11 protein-coding genes are annotated in these 21,042 nt (G+C 64.3%); 3 read left to right on the top strand and 8 right to left on the bottom strand.

Features of this window, described 5'->3' with window-relative positions; translation table 11 throughout:
• The first annotated feature begins 134 nt into the window (after positions 1-134).
• Positions 135-1,013: a serine/threonine dehydratase gene (locus JOF56_RS19725; protein ID WP_209640192.1), complete on the top strand. Its 879-nt coding sequence runs from the start codon at positions 135-137 to the stop codon at positions 1,011-1,013.
• A 68-nt stretch (positions 1,014-1,081) separates the two neighbouring features.
• A complete protein-coding gene (locus tag JOF56_RS19720; RefSeq protein ID WP_209640190.1) occupies positions 1,082-1,801 on the top strand; it encodes a hypothetical protein in 720 nt (239 codons plus the stop codon).
• On the opposite strand, the gene JOF56_RS19715 is transcribed toward JOF56_RS19720, so the two are convergent.
• Positions 1,786-3,192: an amidase gene (locus JOF56_RS19715; RefSeq protein ID WP_307855162.1), complete on the bottom strand. Its 1,407-nt coding sequence runs from the start codon at positions 3,190-3,192 to the stop codon at positions 1,786-1,788. The two genes, JOF56_RS19720 and JOF56_RS19715, sit on opposite strands and share 16 nt — an antisense overlap.
• A gap of 18 nt (positions 3,193-3,210) precedes the next feature.
• Positions 3,211-3,924: a GAP family protein gene (locus JOF56_RS19710; RefSeq protein WP_209640187.1), complete on the bottom strand. Its 714-nt coding sequence runs from the start codon at positions 3,922-3,924 to the stop codon at positions 3,211-3,213.
• Positions 3,925-4,075: 151 nt separating this feature from the next.
• Here JOF56_RS19710 and JOF56_RS19705 point away from each other — a divergent pair, with 151 nt between their 5' ends.
• The gene (locus JOF56_RS19705; protein WP_209640184.1) at positions 4,076-5,134 is read left to right on the top strand and encodes a LacI family DNA-binding transcriptional regulator; all 1,059 of its coding nucleotides are present in this window, start codon (positions 4,076-4,078) and stop codon (positions 5,132-5,134) included.
• Here the strand turns inward: JOF56_RS19705 and JOF56_RS19700 are convergent.
• The 6 genes from JOF56_RS19700 to JOF56_RS58060 all read right to left on the bottom strand — a co-directional run bounded on the left by JOF56_RS19700 (position 5,097) and on the right by JOF56_RS58060 (position 21,031).
• On the bottom strand, positions 5,097-6,656 hold the full coding sequence (locus JOF56_RS19700) for a beta-N-acetylhexosaminidase (RefSeq protein ID WP_209640181.1): 1,560 nt from the start codon (positions 6,654-6,656) through the stop codon (positions 5,097-5,099). The two genes, JOF56_RS19705 and JOF56_RS19700, sit on opposite strands and share 38 nt — an antisense overlap.
• 50 nt (positions 6,657-6,706) lie before the next feature.
• Complete coding sequence (locus JOF56_RS19695; protein WP_245379750.1) at positions 6,707-9,841, bottom strand: glucodextranase DOMON-like domain-containing protein; 3,135 nt, start codon at positions 9,839-9,841, stop codon at positions 6,707-6,709.
• Positions 9,842-9,941: 100 nt separating this feature from the next.
• Positions 9,942-10,469, bottom strand: a complete 528-nt coding sequence (locus JOF56_RS19690; RefSeq protein ID WP_209640174.1) for a redoxin domain-containing protein — start codon at positions 10,467-10,469, stop codon at positions 9,942-9,944.
• A gap of 384 nt (positions 10,470-10,853) precedes the next feature.
• Positions 10,854-11,201 carry a hypothetical protein gene (locus tag JOF56_RS19685; RefSeq protein ID WP_209640172.1) on the bottom strand — a complete coding sequence of 116 codons (348 nt, stop codon included), beginning with the start codon at positions 11,199-11,201 and terminating at the stop codon, positions 10,854-10,856.
• Between the two features lie 19 nt (positions 11,202-11,220).
• Entirely contained in the window at positions 11,221-11,706 is a 486-nt protein-coding gene (locus tag JOF56_RS19680) for a hypothetical protein (RefSeq protein WP_209640169.1), read from the bottom strand.
• A gap of 4 nt (positions 11,707-11,710) precedes the next feature.
• Entirely contained in the window at positions 11,711-21,031 is a 9,321-nt protein-coding gene (locus JOF56_RS58060) for a LamG-like jellyroll fold domain-containing protein (RefSeq protein WP_281065454.1), read from the bottom strand.
• Positions 21,032-21,042: the final 11 nt, after the last annotated feature.

Here is a 21,042-nt window from a genome sequence, read left to right as displayed (position 1 = left end):
ACACGACCGGCTCCGGACGGTGAGATTGGGGCCCTGCAGACGTGGTGTGGGGGGCGTGTCGCGCCCGCGCCTCCCACACCACACCCCCAGCCCTTGGCGTCTCTGGCCAGGCGGCCCCGCCGTAGGCTGGCGGGGTGAACGTTGTTGAGCTCGCCGCCGCTCGGATCGCGCCGTATGCCCGTCGGACTCCGCTGATGCGGACCGAGATCGACGGGAAGCCGCTGGTCCTCAAGTTGGAGATGCTGCAGCGGACGGGATCGTTCAAGTTCCGGGGTGCGCTGAACGCTTTGCTGGCGGGCGGGAAGCCGGAGCGGGTTGTGACTGCGTCCGGTGGGAATCATGGGGCGGCGGTGGCTGCCGCGGCGGCTGTGCTCGGGGTTCCGGCGACTGTGTACGCACCGGAGTCCATTCCCGACAACAAGGCGCGCCGGATCGTGGCAGCTGGGGCTGAGTTGGTGCGGGTCGGCGACACCTATGCGGAGGCTGCGAAGCTCGCGCAGGAGCAGCCCGGAATGTACCTGCCTGCGTATGACAACCCGGATGTTGTTGCTGGGCAAGGGACTGTTGCTGCTGAAGTTGTGGCTGACGCGCCTGATGTCGATTCCATTGTGGTCGCGGTCGGTGGTGGCGGGCTCGCGGCGGGGACTTCGTTGGGGGCGGGCGGGCGCAAGGTTGTGCTTGTCGAGCCGACTAATTGCCGGGCCATGCATGACGCTCTGGCTGCTGGGGCGCCGGTCGACTCGCCGGTTGACTCTGTTGCGGCGGATGCGTTGGGGGCGACGCGGGTGGGTGAGGTTCCGTTCGGGATTCTGTCCGCGAGTGATCCGTTGTCCGTTCTGGTGGATGACTCGGACATCATCTCCGCGCGGGATCGGCTGTGGGATGAGTTCCGGCTGGCTGTGGAGCTTGCGGCCGCGGCTCCGTTGGCTGCGTGGCTGAACGGAGCGGTTCCGGGCGAGCTGCCGTGCCTGATTGTGTGTGGGGCGAATGCTGCTTGGACGCCGAGTACGTAGTTCGACGTACGCGCGGACGCGCTTCTGACACGACGACTCGACGACACTACCCGGCGAGCATTGCAGGTATGCGGACCATTGATCGAGTCGGGTATGTCGTCGGGTTCTTGCTCTTCCTGAGTGGGCTGGGGCATCTGGTTGTGCTGCTGGTCAGTGGTGGCACGTGGCTTGGGCCGTTGTCGATGCGCAAGCCGATGACGTTCGGGCTTTCGTTCGGGCTCACGGTCGGCGCCGCTGTTTGGGCGACTTCATTCCTCAAAACGAGGTTCCGGGGCCTTCTGCTCAGCGTCTTCTCTGTGGCCAGCATTGTCGAAGTCGGGCTCATCACGATGCAGGCGTGGCGGGGGCGGCCGTCGCATTTCAACTTCGAGACCGGGTTCGACTCGGCCATCTCGATGACGCTGGCCGGCGGCGGGCTTGTGATCATTCTGGTGACGATCGGGTTCACGGTGGCCGCCTTCCGGACGGTCCAGACGCGGAGTATGCAGCTGGCTTTGCGGTTCGGCTTCGTGGCTTTGCTGGTGGCGCTGGCTGTCGGTGCCGTGATGATCGCGACTGGGATCATTGCTGTGCGGTCGGGCAATGCGGAGCTTGCGTACACGACTGCGGGTGCGTTGAAACCCGCGCACGCTGTGCCGATGCACGCGATCCTGATCATGCCGGGACTGGCGTGGCTGCTGGGCAAGTCGCCATGGCCTGAGCCGACGCAGTACCTGCTCGTCAAGATCGCGGCGATCGGCTACGGCGTGCTCATCGTCGGCACGGTCCTGTTCTACGCGATTCCTTGAGGGCGCAGATATCTGCTGACGTACCACGGGTTCGCGGCAGTGACGACGTTGCCGAGAGCGAAGACTGTGGCGTCGTCATAGGGACGGCCGACGACCTGGAGGCCGATCGGGACGCGGTTCTGCGCGAGCCCGGACGGCACGCTCAGCACCGGGCATCGGCTGGCCACATTGAACGGGACGGTCAGCGGGGCTTCGAGGTGGTGCGCGAGCTCGACCCCGTTGACCACCAGCGGAGTGTCCACATAGTCCTCACCCGCGAGCAGGGCCGGGACGCCCGAGGCCGGGCAGATCAACGCGTCGGCCCGGGTGAAGACCTTGGCCAGGTCCTCCTGGATCTTTCCCTCGATCATCATCGCGTCGAAGAACGTGCCCGCCGCGTTGGCCCGCTCCACGAAATCGCGCGTGTAGCGGAGGACTTCCCGGCCCGCGGCGGCCGTTTCGATCATCGGCGCGAAGATGGCACCGTAGTGGGCCCACGCGGCCGCCATGATCTCCTCGCGGGTCCAGGGCAGCTCGATCTCCTCGACCTTGACCCCGGCGTCCCGCAGGATGTCGGCGGCGGTCTGCGTGGCCGACACTACTTCCGGCTCGACCGGATAGTCACCGAGATTCATGCACAGCGCGACTTTCAGACCCGTGATGCCACCGATCGTGATGGGTGGCTGGGCGGGCAACGACGCCGGGTCCATCGGGTGCGGCCCGGCGATGACGTTCTGCAGCAACGCACAATCCGGCACAGTTCGCGCCAGCGGGCCGTCGTGACAGTAGGTGTCCAGGTTGACCGGCGGCATGCTCGGGACACGGCCGTACGGCGGTTTGAATCCGACCACTCCGTTGAAGGACGCGGGAATCCTGATCGACCCGCCGATGTCCGAACCGGTGGCCAGCATCGCCGAACCGGCGGCCAGGGCGGCGCCCGAGCCACCTGAGGATCCGCCCGACGAGTAATCCGGATTCCATGGTGTGCGGGTGATTCCCCACAGGTCGCTGTGGGTGAAACCGGCGCAGCAGAACTCCGGCGTGGTCGTCCGGGCGTGCACGATCCCGCCCGCGGCCATGATCCGCTCCACGATCGGGTGAGTCTCGGTGGCGATGTTGTCCCGCAGCAGCGTCGAGCCCTCCCGCCACGGCAGACCCGCGATCGGCTGCTCCTCCTTGATCGCCACCGGCAGGCCTTCCAGCGGACGCGCCTCGCCCCGGGCGTAGCGGTCGCCGGCTTCCCTGGCCTGGTCCAGGGCATCTTCGAAGTACCGGTCGGTGAAGGCGTTGACCGTGTGCTCCGTCTGCTGAGCACGTTCCACCACGGCCGCCATCAGCTCGACCGGGGCCAGTTCGCCGGACCGGAACAGCGCCAGCGCCTCGGTCGCGGGCAGGTACACCAGATCAGCCACGAACCGCAGCGTAGCTGGTCACTGGCCCAACATCTGCGGGAAGAACAACCGGGCGGCGGCGTCCCGGGCGATCAGGAACCCGGCGATGCCCAGAATCCAGCTGGTGGCGTTGGCGCCGTTCTTCATGATCCAGGTGTTGAGCCGCTGCAACAGCGGCTCGACCAACGACCGCGCGGCGACCCGGCCGGCGAGCAGGAAACCCGCGGGCAGAATCATCACCACGCAGTAGCCCGCGAGCAGGCCGAACACGACCAGTGCGCTCAGGTTCGACGTGGTGAGAATGCCGATCGCGGCGAGATACGGCACCATTGTCGCGATTTCGGTCAGGCCTGCCAGCAGGGCGAGACCGATCAGCCATCGCACGGAAGTGTCCTCGGCTGTCGCCCGATCGCGCCAACGGTGAATCGCCCCGCCACCGTTGTTCTTACGCCGTTTGGGGTCGAACCGGAAACTCAGAATGAACAGGCCGACACCGATCACGAGCTGCACCCACAACGCGGGTGTGCTGCGCAATGCGTCGCCGACAGCGCCGATCACCGAGCCCGCACCCAACGCGATGAGCAGGCCGATGCCGAAGTAGAAAACCGCGATCGCCGCGAGGTACAACAGAATTCTGGCCACTCTGACCCGGCCCGGTGTCAGCAGCAGCCAGATCGGGATGAACAACGTCCCGATGCTGGTGCTGTCCAGCAAAGCCAGGCCGGCCAATGACAGTGCGAGTCCGACGCTCAACCTTCCCCCTTGAATATCAAGATCGAAGGTAGGCGACCGTGCGGCTGTCGCGCGTCCTACTTTGGAAGGAGCACCCTCGCTCCACAGTAGACAACATCGCCAGTCCGGACATGCCAAAACGTTTTGGCGCTCGATCCCGTAGGCTCACCCCATGGCACGCAGGCAGTCGCGGCCCAGCATCCGCGAGGTCGCGAAGGAGGCTGGAGTCTCCGTAACCACGGTCTCGCACGCCCTGAACGGCAAGGGAAGGCTGGATACCGTGACCCGGGAGCGGGTCATCGAGGTCGCCAACCGGATGGGCTACCACCCCAACCGCAACGCACGCGGCCTGCGGTCCGGCCGGACCGACACCATCGCGTTGCTGTTGCCGCTGGCCCCAGGCAGGCGGCGCCAGCCAATCGAGATCGACTTCTACCTCGAGCTGCTGACCGCGTCGGTGGATGCGGCCTTCCAGCACGACCAGGCACTCGTCCAGCTGCCGCCGCTGGAATCAGCGGGCGACCTGCACCGCTTCGCGCTCGACGGCGGGATCGTGGTCGACCCGGTCCGCGACGATCCGCGCGTGGCGATGTTCCACGACCTCGAACTCCCCCTGGTCACAGTGGGAAACCACGATGCCCGGCCGCACGAGCGGTGGACCGTGATCGCCGACAGCGCCGGGACGACTCGCACGATGTGCGATCACATGGCCGCCAAAGGCGCCCAGCGGATCGGGATGCTGACCGTGGACATCGACTGGTCGTGGTTCACCGACGGCATCGCGGCCTATCAAGGCTGGTGCGCCGACCACGGCCAGGAGCCGATACTCAGCCTGGCCCGCCGGGACAAGCAGGAGACCAGCATGCGCGACGCCGTCGCCCGGCTGCTGGACCGGCCGGACCCGCCGGACGCTGTTTTCGTTCCACCGCAATGGCTTGCCAGCGGACTGCTGACCGTGGCCGGGGAACGCGGGATCACCGTGCCCGGCGACATGATCATCGGCGTGGGCGTCGACAGCGGCCTGGCCCGCGGCACTCAGCCGCCGCTGACCGCCGTCGACCTGAACGCGCCCGTGATGGCCCAGCAGGCCGTGGACCTGTTGATGAAACAGATCGCGGGCGAACCCGCGGCACCGCGGTTCCGGGTGGTGCCCACGACTCTGCTGCCACGGGAGTCCACGTCCCGCGTCGGCGTCAGGCCCAGGGGACCTGGCTTGACCGGTAGAAGTTGACGCCCATCGCCTGCCAGCGCGGGCCCTGCGCGCCCAGGCGTTGCCGGAAGGCGTCCCAGTTGTGCTTGGACCACGGCGACCAGCCGATCTCCGCGATCGCGGGCAGCCTCGGGAAGGCCATGTACTCGATATCCTGGCGTGTACGGATCGTCTCCGACCACAGTGGAGCCTCGACACCGCGGACCGCGGATTCGCCGACACCGCTGAGGTACGAACCCGGGTTCCAGTCGTACGCCGTGCGCACCTCGATGTACCCGGCCCAGTTCAGGCCCAGCGAAGTGCTGGAGTTGTACTTCATGTCCAGGTAGGCCTTGTTGGCCGGCGACATCAGGATCTTGTTGCCCCGGCCGGCCGCGGCCGCCACCGACGAGTTGGACGTGGTGGTTCCCCAGTACTGCGGGATGACCGACGTCGGCGGGTTGACCTTGGCCACGTCGTGCCAGCCCATGTTCTGCTTGCCGTACTTGGTGACGATCGGCAGGATCTTGTTCATGAACGTGCGATAGTCCGCGTCCGATGTGGACTGCGCCTCGTCGCCGCCGATGTGAATGAACGGGCCGGGAGTGATCGCTGCCAGCTCGCGGACGACGTCGTCGACGAACTGGTAGGTCACGTCTTTCGGGACGCACAACGAGCTGAAGCCGACATTCGTCCCGGTGTACAGCGGCGGCGCGGTGTTGTTGCAGTTCAATTGGGCGTACGAGGCGAGCGCCGCGTTGGTGTGGCCCGGCATGTCGATCTCCGGGACGATCGTGATCCCGCGCTCGCCGGCGTAGTTCACGATGTCGGTGTACTGCGCCTTGGTGTAGTACCCGCCCGCGCCGCCGCCGACCTGGGTACTGCCGCCGTACGTGGCCAGCCGCGGCCAGCTGTCGATCACGATCCGCCAGCCCTGGTCGTCCGCCAGATGCAGGTGCAGATAGTTGATCTTGTAGAGGGCGATCTCGTCGATGTACCGCTTGACGACGTCCGGCGTGAAGAAATGCCTTGCCACGTCAAGCATCGCGCCTCGGTGACCGAACCGTGGATAGTCCAGGATCCGGGCGCCCGGCACCGGCCAGGGTCCGTTCTGGACAGTCGACGCCTCGATCTTGGGCGGCAGCAACTGCCGGAGGGTCTGCGTACCGTTGATCAGGCCCGCCGGTGCCGTCGCCTTGATCGTCACACCGGTCGTGGCCACGTCCAGCTGATATCCCTGGGCACCGACCTGCGGATCGGCGCCGGACAGCTGCAACGTGATGCCGTCACCGGTGCTTTGCGACACGGGCAAGGCGAACCCGGTCGAGCGCCGGAGCGTTGTGGCGAGCAGGTTCGCGGGCCCGGTCGCGTCTGCCTGTGCCCTGATCTGGGTACTGGATGTGAGGTTGTAGGTCACGTTCGCGATCGACTGCACCGAAACCGGGACAGGCACGACACTGTCGATCGGGGCCGCCGCGGCCTGCGCCTCGCCGGAGGCCAGCGTCGAGCCGGTCACCAGCGAGAACGCGATCAGAATTCGGCCGAACCACGGGGATCTGCGCACGACGAGGTCCCTTCATCACAGGGTGCGGCGGCAGCACCAGACTGAGTGCCCTACGCCGGCCCTGTCAAGGTCTGGACCATTACGGCCTTGATCACCACCGTTCCCCTGGTCGGGTCCAGCTCGGCAGCCTGATCCACACCAGCAGGCGTGATCACGTCGAACGCCTTCGGCACAGACGTGGGCGCGACCGCGCAGACCCGGCTCGTCCCGCCGGGCACGCAGACTCCGAACACGTACTGCTCCGGGTTCGCGGCGAACCTGCGGGCCCGGTCCGGACTGTCACCTTCCTGTCCCGTCAGCACAACCGTGAACTCAGTCGGATTGCCCAGCGCGGACTTCGGCACACTGACCGTGATGAACCTCGACGTCTCGCTCGCCTGAACCGTGGCGTCCCCGAGCGGAACACCGTCGGCGTCGACGAAGACCGGATCGGCGAAGCCCTGCACCTCGATCATCCGGTTCCACGGGTCGACCTGGTAGTTCCTCGACGGATACGGGGCGGCTGTGGATGTCTTGGCTATCGCCGGGTCGCGGGCGTAGATGTTGAGCAGCTGGGCGCCCAACGGCGAGCCGAACGTCGGCGAGAGGTTGCGCAGCTTGGCCCGCAGCACGAAGCGGTCGCCGGTGTCGATCACCTGGAACTGCTGGATGTCGAAAGCGCCCGGGTGGAAGTCCGCGGACAGCGGGTAGGCATACGTGCCAGGGCCGTTGTCGTCGTTGTCCGGGTCGGTGTGGTTCAGCAACACCGTTCCTTCAACGAAGTCCGAGCCGACGTTCTTCTGCGCGTAGCCGGTTTTGTTTCCTTGCGTCGCCGCGGCCGTGATCACGTTGGTGCCCAGTTTTGCCGGCAGCTCGGCGGTGAACGTCCCGTTCGACCTTGTAGTCACTGCTGTTGTGGTTCCGCCCGCATCGGTTGCCGTGGCAGTGATGTCGATCCTGGTTCCGGCTGGGGCGGTTCCGGTGACGGTCACGGTCGGCGCGTTGACCTGCGCGGGCGCGTTCAACGTGATCGAGAGGGTTCCGGGCGGGCCGTGATCCACATACCTGGCTCGCACTTCAGCGGGCTGCTCAACCGGCCGGCCAGCCGCGATCCCCTGCGTCAGGCGGACCGCCTGGGCTTGTGCCCAGGTCAGCGGGGACGCCGACCCAACCGACTCGCCCGGCTTGAATCCGATACTCGCCGTCGTGGGATCGGTGCCGAACGGAGACTCCGGCACGGCCGGGTTCTCCCAGATCTGCTCGGGAATCAGGCCGACGCCGGACGCCTGGGTATGCATCGCGTCGAGCAGCTGCTTGGCAGTCCTTCTGTTACCAAGCTCCAGGTAGTGTTCGGCCCGCTCACCCGCCAGGACCGGCCAGAGGTGACCGCTGCCCACATTGCCTGTGGGCCAAGGCTTTCCGGTCGGGCTACACGTCGTGGGGTCAGGCTCGTAGCAGTCCCCGTAGCCGTCTTCCGAGCCTGGTGTGGATGTTCCGTATCGGTACCAGCCCGGGCCTTTGGGCGTTTCCTTCTTGATGACCTGATCGACTTTCTGCAGGCTCCGCGTGACTTCAGGGTCGTTGGGCGGCAGGATGCCCAGGCGCGTGAGCTCCAGGAACCCGGCGTCCACAACAGACCGCTGATCCACGGTGACCGACCCGTTGCCGAGGTTGTACTCAATCGGGGCATTCGGATCGCCGGTCTTGGAAAGCCGGATGAAGGTGCCGTCGTTGACTGTCCAGCTCTTGATGCTCCGCTGGAAATGGTCGGCGGTCGCCTGGTAGACGTTCGCTCTTTGCTGGTCGCCATTCCTCGCCGCAATGACGCTTGCGGCCGTCAGACCAGCGATTTCGGCGGCGATCGTCGAGGGCGAGTAACCGCCTTGCTCCTCCCAGCGTTCACTCCCGAACGAAGGCCCATGCGCCACAACAAAGTCCGCGGCTTTCCGGATGTGGTTCGTGTACAGGTCTTTGTCCCTGTCAAACCCAGCCTGCAGCGCCATCAGAATCGGGTACGCCGTCTCGTCAAGCTGGTCACCACCCGAGTCAGGCGCCTTCTTGCCGTTGACCATGGAGTTACGCGGGAACCTGCCATCCGGCTGCTGCTGTTTCTTGAAAAGCCAGGTAACGGTCGCCCTCGCGGTCTGCATGTCGCCCGCCGCGTAGAACCCACTGAAACTCTCGTACAGATCGCGGGCAAAGATCTCCCGGTACGAACCGAAGTACACCGGCTTTCCACCCGGCATGTCGCCCGCGCTCACGGCCTGTCCCCAGGGACTGCCCAGAGATGCGACGACCGCACCCGGGAATGTCTTGTCCTCACTGGCTTTCAGGACGTTGACCGAAAGCCAGTCGTTCGTGGGCTTGAGCTTGCGCTCGTAGTCGCGCCAGCCTTGGATGTAGCGCTCCTGCGTCTTGTGGAACGGCGTGTTCAGGCTCGCCCAGGCCGTGTTGACGGCTTGCCTGGCGGTTTGCCCGAAGCCCAGGGCAAGCGTCGCCTCCTGGCCGTCGATCTGGGCTGTCTGCACGACATTCCCGTTGGCAGTGGCGGTGTTCGGCGTCAGCTTCCGGTTCTTGTCCAGCTGTACCAGGCCATCCGACTCAGTGCCGACGTACCCGCTGTTGGCCATCTTGAATGGCCGATCCGCTTTGAGCGCCCCATGCAACGGAACGCCGTAGTCCCGGTTCGGCGCATTGGTAACGGTGTTGGTGTCACTGCTGATCAGCGCCTGGTCGACAGTCGCGCTGTCCGCGCCCCCGTTCTGCGGCCCGCCCCCACCATTGCCGTTGATACTCGCGTCGTACCTGACATAGAGCTTCAGGTCCCTCGGCCCATCGAGCCTGGCCTTGATCAGAACGCTGTCTCGGGCCGGATCCGTGATGAAGTCCGTGGTCAGCCGGTAGTTCCTCGCTTGGGACCGAACCTGGCACGCCATCCCGGTCCGGTCAGCGCTGACCGTGTACGCCATGTCCCTCGACTGCAGATCGGTGAAACTCTTACCGTCCGTCACGATGAACTGCAGTGTCTCAACGTTGGTGTTGTCGATCGTCGGCGAGTAGACGTCGGACAACACCCCATCAGCAACCGTGAACCACACCTTGCTGCCGGTATTTCGCGCCGTCCCAACACAGTCCTTGCGCGCCAGCCCAAAGTGCGACACCGCCCCAGGCCCCGTCTGCGCCTCCGCCACCGGAGCCAGAAACATAACGCTGAGTAGCCCGACCAGTACGACGCTGTATCGACGCATGCCGGGCATCACACCACCCCACGCCGCCCCTCACAACGGACGAACGGGTGAGGCGCACCTACTCAACCAAGTCCCGGACCTTCTTGGTCAGCTCACGTTCCTCGATCGAGCCGTAGTGCACGTCGGTCTTTCCATCCGCGCTGAAGAACACGAGTGTCGGCGTACCACTGACCCGCGACCTTTTGAACAGCTCTCCGTCCAGATCCGCGAGATGCGGGAAGCCATCCATTTTGTGGTCGGCCACGAACTTCTTCATCGGCTCCAGATCGTCCTTGCCCGCCACGCCGACGAACGTCACCTTGCCCACGCTGGCCTTCGCCACTTTGGCCACCAGTTCAGCGTCACCTTTGCAGTACTCGCACCACGGCGCCCAGAACCACAACACCGCAGGCTTCCCAGCCAGGCTCTCACCCGCGAAGTCAGCCCCATCCAACGTCTTCGCTGTGAACCTCAGCTTGAACGGCACTTCCGGCTTCGCGGAAGTCACCACACTGGCCGACTCCCGCACCACACTTTCCTGCGGACTCGCACACCCCACCACCAGCCCAACCACAATCGGCACAAGCAACAGCTGTCTCAGCCTCATCGAACTCTCGATTCCCCCAACTGGACGTTCGCCCAGGTATCACCCTTGACATGCGGACCACGACGATAGGCACTTCACTCAGTGAAAGATTTCCAATATCGGATGGCGGCGCGGTGAGCCACAGTAGACTCGATTCATAGTCGGCCATCACCTTTATTTCCACATCACCCTCCACCTTTAGGGTTCGCGCCCACAACGTATCCGTTGTCTCCAACCGTGACGGCCAGCTTCATGTTCCGCCTTTCGAATTCCATTTCATAGATAGGCCACCCAGCCCCTGATATCCGACAATCCCCCTTCCGTTGCGCCTTCATTGCGATATCAGGAATCTTCACTCCTCAGGGACGCTCACACCATTGACAAGGGTTCGAAATTTCGCATCCATCACACGTCAGGTGAATTCGATATCGCCAAATAGGATTCCTTTGACCAGTACACAAAGCGCTTTTTCCGGCCAGGCCATCCATCGTCAACCAATCCCACGTAAATATCGGTCTCTACCGTCGGTGACGGACCGTCAAACCCGGACTCGTAGCCGGTTACCAGCTCATCTGCGATCTCAGTAACATCCTCTTCGATCTCTACAGTTCGCTCCGTCGCCGCAAAATAGAGCACAACACGCCCTGGAAGAACTTCAAGGGATATCGCTTGCACTCCGCGTGACACATACCCGATCATCGCACTGACCAACAAGAGCACGGCAACGTTCTCCGCATGAATGTCCATCGTCATCTCACTAGATTCGCTCCAGTCAATCACAGAACTGCGGACGCAGCCAGATCGAACTAAGTTCCGCCTCAGACAGACCGAGCAATATACCGGGAGAGATTTCGATCACCTCCTCGCTCTGCGAGTCAGCACAAAAAATTCGAAACCATCCCGAATCGCGATCGTAAGTGATTGACCAAGGCAACTTCGAGATCGAGACAGAAACCGCTTCTTCCAATGGAAGATCGACTTCAGCCACAACCTTCCCTATAGCGGAACCCGGAGGTCGAACCGAACCTGAGGACCACGCCGTCTCAGGACAGTAACCCCAAACATACAAAACCTCACCGGTTTCAACCGAGACTTCAAGCTGAAGGGAATCGACAACAAGGCTCGTTCGACCCCGATCCCCCACCCGCGCAGCCAGTTCCGACCGACTGGACACTTCAAAGAAGAAGCCCATGTCAGAACGGCTGTACTTCAGCACCCCCGCAAGGGAATGCCCAGACACGACATCGAACTTGATCACCCTACTACCTCACGAAGTTGAAGTGAAGAATCGTATTCGTATTTGTATCAATCACCAGCTCCCACGTTCCCGCCGACCCTTTGAACGCGCCGGGAGTGTCCCAACGAACAGCGCCAGGCGTACCACGCGGATCGGCAACCGGCTTGCTTCCAGCCATGATCTCGCGCACCACCTGCGTTGAGTTCATGTAAGGACGAGCAGGCTCTCCCTTCCGGTTGATGTCGCCAAAATGGTTCTCGACCGTTTTTGTCATGTTCAGCTTGTCAGGGTCGATCTTCGCAGCAAGCTCTGACACGTCAGGCGGCTCTGGCGCCTTGTTGGCTGCGCCAGGTCCCGGTCCGCCGCTCGACGGTCCGTTGCCACCGAAGAGATTGTCCATGCTCTGGTAGAACTGGTCGGCGCCAGCGGCCAGCACGCCGCCACCAAGCAGGAATCCGCCTGCGCCAAGAGCAATAGCCCCACCACCGACAGGGCAGAGGACACCTGTTCCACACGTGACCACGCCACCAGCGACCACCGTTGCGCTGCCAACCATCAGCAGACCGCCACCCAGCATGCCGCCGACGCCCAGCAACGCGCCGCCGATGTCGTCGGCCTTGTCGGCAACGAAGTCGGCTGCGTCTGAAGCGGCATCACCGACCGCGTCTCCGGTATCGCAGATCCAACTCCAGAGCGGGCAGTCGTCGCCACCTACCTGGATAACGACGCCTTCGGATGGGGCTGAGGCTGAACTCTTGACATGGCCGAGCAGGACGTCGTTGTCGACGAGCAATGAGTCGTGCAGCCGTTGGTAGCTGCGGTTGACGTCCTCGACCGGTGCCCGGTAGTCGCTCGCTGTCTTCGATGGCATGTCCGGTGCCGCAGACACAGGCGCAGTGAACGAAGAACCGTACAGCGGCACGAACATCGCCTGCGGGATCGGCATCGGGTTGTTGCGGGCGGCCTGGTGGGCCGCCTCGCGAGCGGCGACGGCCGGGTCGGGACGGGGACGCGCGGGTTGGCCTGAGCCAGAGCCTGGCTTACACGCCTTGCGGCAGCGGCCACCTCCACCGCCACCACCGCCTCCTCCACCGCCGCCGGACCCAGTACCGGTGCCATCGCCGTTGCTGTTGCCGCAGGTGTTGTAGCCGACGAGTTGGGCGTCACCCTTCTTGCCGCCGCTGTTGCAGCACGGCGAGCCGCCCCAAGCCAGGATCTCAGGACCGAGTTTGGAACAAGGTCCCGCCGAACCAGAACCGCCGCCTCCGCCGGCACCGCCTCCGCCTGGGCAGAAGCCGAACCAGTCAGAAAGACCTGGGACGTACAGTGCGCACTTCCAGTCGAAGTTGTCCCACCAGTCACCCCAGATCGAGTGGCCGCTGGGGTCGGAGTAGTTCGTCGGGGAGCCGATGGCGTAGCTGTAGCGATTGGATTCGCGGGATGACAGCGTCGCGGAGTCGCGGCTGAGGAACGCGCCGTTGGCTGGGTCGTACCAGCGGGCGGTCATGTTCACGTTGCCTGTGTCCGGGTCGGTGTAGTCGCCCTGATAGCCGATTGGACGTTTGACCCCCGCGGTGGCAAGAGGCTTGCCGAACGGGTCGAAGGTGACCGAGTCGGCCAGCGTGGTCAAGCCGCCTGCCGGGTCGAAACCGCCGACAAGGTCGCCGTGCTGGTCTGCGACGGCCAAACGCTTGTCCGAGCCGGCGGATGTGGCGAGGAGTTCGGAGGACGGGCCCCGGCTGAACCTGGAGGCGCCGTCGGAAGCCAACTCGTTGGTACCGCCGCTGTACTTGAACGATGTCGCGCCACGGGTGACAACGCGGTCGAGGCTGTCGTACGAGTAGCCGACAACGCCTTGTTTGGTCAGGCGGTCGAAAGCGTCGAAGGTGAACGAATCGGTGGTGCCGCCAGTTGTCTTGGTGGACAGGGTTCCGCGCGGCGTGTAGGCGAAGCTGCTTGTCCCGTCGGACTGCAGGCGGTTGCGTTCGTCAAAGGACGATGTCTTGTTGCCTGCCCGGATCCGGTTTCCGGCTGGGTCCCAGCCGTAGTCGGTGGTCGAGCCGTTGCCGGTCCACGACGTCAGCCGGCCGAGGAAGTCGTAGGAGTAGGTGTTCGCGCCAGCGCCCGCAACACCCTGGGTCGTTTTTGAAGTCAACCTGTCGGCCAAGTCGTAGGAGTACGTCATCGACGCGGCTGATCCGACAGTGTCGGTCTTGAGGCGCCCAAGGTTGTCGTAGTCGAACGTACGAGTCCGGCCGTTGCCGTAGTTGACGCTCGAAACCGCGCCGGTGTCGTCGTAGGCCAACGTTTGCGCAGTGCCGGTGATCCCGTCTGTGATCGAGTTCAGCCGGCCGTTGGCATATCCATATGTCGACGTGCCTGAGGCGTCCGTCCGGCTGGTGACGTTGCCGTCCGCGTCGTAGCCGAAGCCTGAGTCGCCGGAAGGCCCGGCAGTGCTGAGCAGACCGCCGCGGTCGTTGTAGGCGAATGTGTTCTCGCCACCTGGCGCGTTGACCCGCGTCACCTGACCGAGTTCGTTGTAGGCGGCCACCCGGTCTGCCGTGTTGGGACCGGTTTCCTTGGTCAATCGGCCGAGCAGGTCGAAAGTCCGATCACGCCGGACCCCACCGGGAGCTGTTGTGCTGACCGGGTTGGCAGTGGCGTCGTACGCGGTTGTCCACGTCCGGTCAGCCAATGCGGGATGGGCTTGAGTGGCTGGCTCGACGACAGATTCCTGCAGGCCCCAGGGATTGACTGTGTACCGAGTCGTGTTGCCGCGGCCGTCGGTGAATCGCGAAACATTGCCGACGACGTCATAGCCGAACGACGTCTTGACGGACTCGGTGGGCGAGACAGGTTCTGTCTGTTCGGTGACACGGCCGAGAGCGTCAACGGTGAACCGCGCAGTGTTCTGCAATGGGTCGATGACTGAGGTGACGTTGCCAGCACGGTCATACCCAAGCTTGGTCTGCTTGATGAGGCTGCCGTCCGGCGCGAGATCCATCGCCTTGCTCAACCGGCCTGCGGGGTCGTATGCCATGCGCTGCGCACGACCCAGACCGTCGACGGCTTTGGCACTGCGCCCGGCAAGGTCGTAACCCAGCTGGGTTTTGACACCTGATGGGCTCGTTGCCGTGATCAATGCACCGACGGTGTCATAGGCCAAGCGGCTTGTCGCACCGGTCGGTGACGTGCTCGCGATGAGGTCGTTGGAATCGTTGTAGGTGAACGAACTCGTAAACGTCCCTGGAGTGGGCCTACGTTCCAGCACACTGCTCGTGACACGACGTCCAAGGTCGTCGTACGTGCTCTCGGTGCGCGCACCCGACGGATCAGTTACCGACAGCAGTTCACCGACCCGCGTGTACGTGTACTGCCATGTACCACCGGCCTCACCTGGCACGTCCGGTTTCGGCTCTGTGCGCGTGACAAGGCGATTCATCTGGTCGTACGCGAACCTGCTGACCGCCCCTCGCGGATCGGTCACCGCGACGGCGTTGCCCAGGCTGTCGTATTCGCTGCGGACACTTGCCTTGATCGGTTGCGTCGCACCGGGAGGGGTGTAGTCAGGCAGCGAAACATCTACCGCCCGCCCTACCTTGTCGTACGTCGTCCGGGTTGTGTGCCCAGCAGCGTTCTTGACATGTGTCGGCGCGTTGAAGGTGTCGTAGCCAGTCTTGGTCTCAGCACGCTTGATCTCGGGCGCAACACCGTTTTGCTCTACCGACACCGGTGGGGCCGTGACGACCACCGGCCGACCGAGCTCGTCATAGGTGATGTTCGCCGTGTACGCCGCACGGTCGGCGCCTTCTTCGGTACCTCGCGGATCCGTCTGTGCTGTCAGCAGGCCCCGCTGATCGTAAGCCCGGGACGTGACGAGACGGTCTGCTCCAACGTGGACGCTCTCACTGGTCTGCCGACCGGCCTCGTCATACCCGAAGTCGACGATCTCAGCCGAGGCGTCGTTGAAGGCGCCCGTGTTGGATTCGTTGCCGGTCCGGGCCACCTGGGTCACGTTCCCGTTGGCGTCGTACTGGAACCCTGTACGCCGTTTGAGTCCGTCCGGATCGGCTGTGCTGCTGACAATCCGGCCGACACCGTCGTACTCGAACGCTGCCTTCCGGCCACCCGCAGTGGTCTGCCGAGTCAAGTGCCCGGCACCGTTGTAGGTGTTGTCCGACAGGACGATGTCCCGCGTGGAACCGTCCGGATTGTGCACTCCAGCGGCGATCACCTGGCGCAGCAGGCCATCGGTGTAGTAACGGTAACGCGTGGTGCGTCCCATGGCGTCGGTCTGCCGCACAAGCTGACCGGCGAGGTCGTAGGCGTAGGACCGGACCACGAGATAGTCCGCCGGTCCCGGAGGCGCCTGCCCCGGATCGCCGTTCCAGCCACGGAGCCGGATCTCGGCGATCTTGTTGCGAGCGGTGTAGGCGAACTCGTACCTCACACCGGCCGCGTTGACCTGCCAAGTGCGGTTGCCGAACACGTCGTAGCCGTAGCTGGTCTCATGGCCTTCAGCGTCGGTGACGCGCGCGAGACGACCTCGGTCGTCGTAGGCCATTGTGGACGTTCGAGCCGGATCACCGCCGGTCGTGTCGACGGCCTCCACGCGCTCGGGCCGTCCATCCGCGTCGTAGGTCGTCGTCGCTTTGAGAGTGTGCTTCACGCCGGTGATCGAGTTCGTTGTCGGCGGCGCGGTTGTCGCAGTTGGCCTGGACAGCTTGTCGTACTCGTACGTCGTGGTCAGGCCGGCTGGGAAGGATTCGGAGATCTGCTTCGACGAGATCCGCCGGCCCAGCACGTCGTAGGTGAAGCGGGTGACCAGTCCGGACGGGCTTGTCACCTCGGCGAGGTCACCGCTGCGGTAATAGGAATATCGCGTGATCGCGCCTCGGGCATCCGTGCTGGTCTTGACCAGCCCGTTCGGCGCGCCCCCGCCGTCGTACGCAGGCTCCCTGTCCTCGTTGTAGACGTGCCGCACGACCGCGCCATCCGCGGTCGTCTGTGTCGCGAGTTCACCTCGGGACGTGTACGTGTAACTGGTCCGGTACGCGGGGTCTGTGGCGTTGGCTGACCGCGCGTCCCGGGACGCGACGATCTTGTCCAGCCGTGGATCGGTCAGATTGTCGGTCATGAAGTACTCGAAATAGGCCGTCTGGCAGTCAGCCGGTCCGGTCCGGCACGTCTTGCGGGAACGGACGTTGCCTCGATCGTCATGCGTGAGCGTGACGCCACTGCCGTTCTCGTCGATGATCGTGCTCTGGAAGCCGTTTTCGTCATAATCAAAGGTGCGCGCGCCCTGCACGTCGACAGGCGGGAACGAGCCCGGACCACCTTCGATCGGCACATCACAGAAAACCGGCTCGCCAGGCGGAGGCGTGGTGCATGTGGGCGGCGGGCGCGTGGTCGTCGAGGTCGGCGGCCGGTCCTCCGGCCGAGTGTCCATACCAAGTGGTGCCAGGTAACGGAGGATCCGCCCACGGACGGGGTCGTAGTCGTAGTAATGCGGCCGGTTGGCAGGATCCGCCACCCGGACGGTACGGACGATGTTGTTGGTCGTCCCGGAGACCGTCGGCACATCGATCTTCCATGTGCCGCCGTCGCGGTCGACATACTCACGCAGCCGGGCGTTCGCATTGTCGTACTTGAGCTGCGCGGTCACGCGGCCTGACGGGAGCTTCACTGCCGCGATCTGATCACCACCGGCACGGGCCTGATGATGTGCCCGCACCGCCGTCAGGCCGACTGGATGCTGATAGACCGCGACCTCATCGATCGTTCCACTGAAGAAACCACGTGTCTGCGGCAGCGACGGCCAAGTCGAGATGTTCTTGGTCTGAGCAGCACCGATCTGGCTGTATGTGAAGGTGCTGTGGTTGATGACGCCCTGACGGGTCCCTATCTCCTGCCCGTCAAGATACAGCGTCTGCGCGACGAGCGAACTGGACAGCACGACATGATGCCATTGGTTGTCGTTCACCGGGTTCGGCGTGGTGATCGGGTTGGCCGTGCCTGTCCAGAACTGTCCGCGAAGCTTCCCGTCCATGCCAACGTAGAGCATTGGCACCGCACCGGTGTCGTCTTGCTCCCATGGCTTGCTTTGCGCACCGAACAGCATTCCGCCGTTGGTGGTCTTGAACCACATCTCGACAGTCAGCTCACGGCTCTTCTTCACCAAGCCGCTCGGCAGCGTCGCCAAGGAGGACCCGCCGTTGAATGTCGCGGCCGAGTTGTCTGTCGCCCCCAGCACGCCCGGAGTGCCAAGCGTGACATCGCGATACTGCGCTTTGTCAGTGCCCAGGTTGACCGCGATCTCGCTGGCCGCAGTGGTCCCGTCAGACTCGCCGAACCGCCAGTAGGAGTCCGGTTTGGAGTCGAGGACGGCGCCCCGGTAGTGCGATCCAGGTGTGTAGTCGTAGCGAGTGCACCCTGCGTTGGGGTCGCACACCGCTGTGAGGCGATCGCCCTCGTACGTGTAGGTCCATGTCAACGGCGATCCGTTGACAGGATCAGTCGTCACGGCTCCAACGTGAGTACCTGACCAGGTGAAAGTCAGTTTGCGTTGGCTTGCCGGGTTGGTGACTGTGGCGAGTTTCCCATCGGTGCCGTAGGTGAACACCACCGATCGCTTGGCATTGTCGTAGACCTCGGCGAGCTTGCCGTCGGCCCGGAACACATGCAGTGCTGCGTTCTTGTCAAGAAGCGTCCAGCCACCACCGGGGACGGATGCCAAAGTCGCGTACCGGCCGGGCGGTGGGATGAGCCTGCCACCGTTCGGGTTTCCATTCGTGTCAAGATTCGCGCCATAACGCACTTGTTGACCGTCCGGATAAGTCACCACGACGTTGCCTGTGCCGTCCCCGTCCGGGACGATGCGCATGTCGTACCTCGTCGACCAGCCGGTGCCGAACGCGTTGCCAGGCCGGGGGTCGAGGCTGTTGTACGTCCGGACGACGTTGAGCTCCGGGCCGACGCTGCCGACCGAGACATCCACCGCGCTGGTGGTGAAGTTGCCGACCTGCGGGTTGAAGTCGTTGGTGTTGCCGCCATACGGGGCGTTGCCCAGATTCGAGGTGATCTCCGGCTGGGGCACGGCCGTGAGCAGGTTGCTGAATTGCGTCTTCGGACTCTCCGACGTGCCGTCGAAGGCGAACACCCGCCATTTGTAGTTCTTGCTCCACACCAGCCGTCCGGCCGGAACCGTCCACGTCGCCGACGGTTGCCTGCCTGAGTCGAAGCAGTTGCGTTCGTCCTTGTCGCAGATCTCGAACCGGAACTGCAACGAAGAGTTCGGCGGGGCGTCTATGTCGATCGCCTGCGCCCATAGACTGGGCGTCAAGGTGGGTGCGGAGTGACCGTTGGGCGGGTACTGCGCGGTGACCGCAGGCGGGACGTCCACCACCTGGAAGGCAAGCACAGCCGGTGGGATCTGCTCGTCGGTGAAGAAGGCCATACCGCGTTTGATCATCGTGAACTCGAACCGGTAGCTGCCCGGTGGTGTCTGCCAGATGTTGGCATCCAGCGTCACTGACGCCCCGCGGCCTATCTCCTGCGGCAGGTCAGCGGACTCATGCCAGCCCCGGTACTGGCCGTCCGCGCTGAAGTACCGGTACGCCAAGGCATAGCGCCCGGGAACCCAATTCTCCGCGCCGAGGTTGGTGACCTGGATCTTGATCTTGCCGCCCTGAAGCCTCGTGACCGGCGGTTCGGGCACCGTCGAGATGAACTTGTATGAGGCGTCGTACGGCGTGTGCGTGACAGAAAGGCGAGGTGGATTGGCTGTGCCCGCGCCAGTGAACTTCTTCCAGCCATACGCGTCCGTCTCGGACGCCCGTACTGTCAGGCCATGGTTGGGCTGCTGGCCCTTGACCCAGCGTTGGACGAGATCACGACCGGCGTCCCCGAGCACAATCGCCTCGGTCGCGGCCGGGCAGGGGGACTTCGTCGTTCCCCGGGGAATGTGGCCATAGGCGAAACTCGGACTGGCCAGTGCATCGCCGTAAGCCGGCCCAGGAAACCGGTTCTGGTTGTTGGCCTGCCATCCTTCGAGCACAGGGTGCACCGTGACCGGCCGGGCGCTGCACGACCACGAGTGGTAATTGGTGAGCGCGAGCTGTGCACCGAAGATCCTGTGGTTGGCCAGAGTGGCTTCGACACCCGGGAACGCCAGGTAGCTGGCGGCGGTGTAGTTGCCACCGCTGTCGAAGGAGTGCCCGGCTTTCAGATCGCCGTCGACCCGGCTGAAATTCTGGCCATCGCTGTTGCGCTGCACGTACATGCTCGAAGCCGCGTCACGCATATCGATGGGTGGATCCACGGTGACAGGAAAGACGCGGCCCGGTGCATTGAGCCACTTCGAGTCCAGGTCCATCCGCAGCGCCTGCTGTCCAGCGTGCTGTACCAGTTGGTATTTCACGCCGTACGAAGTCGGGGGTTCACCGGTGTGGTCGTCCACTGGGGACGCATCGAACATGAACCCGCTGGGAATGGTCGCCTTGACAGTGCCCAGCTCGTCGCGCAGCAGCACCTGGCCATCGACCACCGCTGCGGTCAGGCCGGTCAGGGTAAGCGGGAAGACCCAGCTCTGCGGCGCCTTCGCCGACCGCAGGATCAGGCTCTCCTTCACCAGGCCGGGCTGTGTCTCCAGCACAAGGTCCGAGTCCGGCCGCACGCCCTTGTAGGTGACTGTGCTTCCAGCGGCCTCACCGGCTACCGGGTTCGCTTCAGCGACACCGAAAGCCAGCGAGTGGTCCTTTTCCAAGTCCACTTTGGCCAGATCGTTCTCGGTCGCCTTGGGACCGAACGAAACACCGGCCTGGTCAGCGCGGTTCCGCCAGCCCGCACCGGTGGGCACCAGCGTGGTGTCCACCGGCTGCCAGGAGCCGTCTGGCAGCCGGTAGTTGATCGGATCCTTGGTGAACTCGGTCGTTTCTGTGCCGTCGGCGTTCTCGAACGTGCGCTCGTTCCGCTTGCGGCGATCGGGCAGTTCGCGGCTCGTGGCGGCGTCAAAACCACGAACCGCCTTCGGCTCGGTGTTCAGGACCTGTGTCTTGTTGGCCTGGACTGCCGGGCTCGGCTGAGCCTGGATCGGCGGGTACTTCGACTGCAGCGATTTAGCCTGCGCCGTATTGCCTTTACCATCACCGGCCTCATGGGCCAGCCCGTCTGCGGTACCCCACCGCTGACCGGGCCCCGAAGCCGGTCCCGCGACCGGAACGGTTCGTTCGAACATGTCGCTGAATGCCGGCCCGTAGAGAGCCGCGCTCACAGCGACTACCAGGAAAGCCGCGAACCAACGGCGTATCCGGTGATCCGGGCCGGGCAGAAACCTGTCTCGAGGCATGCGTGTACCCA

Origin of the sequence: Kibdelosporangium banguiense, from assembly GCF_017876405.1 — a bacterium.
In the GTDB taxonomy this organism is placed as follows: Bacteria; Actinomycetota; Actinomycetes; order Mycobacteriales; family Pseudonocardiaceae; genus Kibdelosporangium; species Kibdelosporangium banguiense.
Note: the sequence above shows the minus strand (reverse complement) of the source record. Positions and strands in the feature narration are given on the sequence as shown.